A 1220-nucleotide genomic window follows, 5' to 3' on the forward strand; every position below is an offset into this window, starting at 1 on the left:
TTTTCCACTTGTAAAAAATAATCTGAATCTAGAATAACTTGCGAAAATCCTTCTACTTTTCGAGGTTCAACAAATAAAACTTTTACTTGGTTTAACGAGATATAGCGCCTTAGCTCTAGTAACTCATCTTCTGTTAAATAGGCACATACATTAATAAAAACCAACAATTTTTTCTTTGATAAGTATTTATAGACTTGTACTATTTCAATTAATTTTTCAAAAACGGTATCACTTTTTGTCTCTATCTTGATACCCAAAGCTTTGAATAATTCAATAACCGTAATTTCATCTTCCTCTAAATCCAGTTCATGCTCCAGAAGCTCATAACCAATCAACTCACTAATCGTCGCGGTCAGCTTATCAATCATTGATTTTACTTCCGGCTTTTCATTAAGTTGCTGTTCTAAATCAGCATAAATTAATTTTAAAGTTGCCAGAGAATTAATGTCATGTCCCAATACATCGGTAACTAATATCAATTCACTACTTTTTAAAGGTTGCTGTTTCGCACCAAAAATCGTTAATTCTTCTGTCCCGTCGTATTGATACAACCACTTAGTAACATTGGCAAAAACACGCACATCTTCTATTGCAAATATGGTCGAATCTTCAATAATTACAGGCTCGTCAAGCAGTTTGAAATTAAAATTCATCCATATCATCTCCCAAGAAAATAAGTCTCGAATCCGAATTACCTACATTTTTATTCTGTTCTCCACTTAAATACACCATGCGCGCGAATTGTTTTTCCGTCACAGTTAATAAAGTAATCAACCCTTTTTTAGGATTTTGTTGTTTCAAGCGAGCGAGCATAGCTTTACTAGCTGTGCCATTTAATAAAATTTTACTATAAACGGAATATTGATGCATAATAAAGCCTTCACTTAATATGAAGCGTCGGAATTGACGATAGGCTTTTCTTTCTTTTGCGGTATCTGTTGGCATATCAAACATTAATAACATTCTCATATATCGATAACTCATATCCTAAATTCAGGAACTCCTTCCCTTTCTTCATTTAAGACCTTTACTATCTTCTTAGTATAATCACTTGCAATATTGGTTAAAAACATATGCTGGTTATTATAGTCAAACTGCTTGATGAACATTTCGAATAATGAGCGTTTGATTACTTGAAAATCCTCGTTGCGTTTTTCATACACGATTTGATCCACTAGTGGTCTAAAAGGTTCCATTAAATCACTGGCAAAATTAAAATC

At 32.8% G+C, this 1220-nt stretch carries 2 protein-coding genes and 1 pseudogene; all 3 read right to left on the reverse strand.

Going from position 1 to position 1220, the window contains the following annotated elements; translation table 11 throughout:
• On the reverse strand, positions 1-653 hold a 653-nt coding region (gene csn2 / locus HCB45_RS15115; RefSeq protein ID WP_185620451.1), incomplete at its 3' end, for a type II-A CRISPR-associated protein Csn2.
• Positions 643-984, reverse strand: a complete 342-nt coding sequence (gene cas2, locus HCB45_RS15120) for a CRISPR-associated endonuclease Cas2 (RefSeq protein ID WP_185620452.1) — start codon at positions 982-984, stop codon at positions 643-645. The genes cas2 and csn2, both read right to left, overlap by 11 nt.
• Positions 981-1220, reverse strand: a pseudogene (locus HCB45_RS15235) (type II CRISPR-associated endonuclease Cas1); the annotation flags it as partial. The gene cas2 and the pseudogene HCB45_RS15235, both read right to left, overlap by 4 nt.

The sequence above is a fragment of the Listeria farberi genome, from assembly GCF_014229245.1.
Taxonomy (GTDB): Bacteria; Bacillota; Bacilli; order Lactobacillales; family Listeriaceae; genus Listeria; species Listeria farberi.

Coding starts and splice junctions, on each gene's coding strand:
- cas2 (WP_185620452.1), bottom strand. CDS start 984: ATGAGTTATCGATATATGAGAATGTTATTAATGTTTGATATGCCAACA.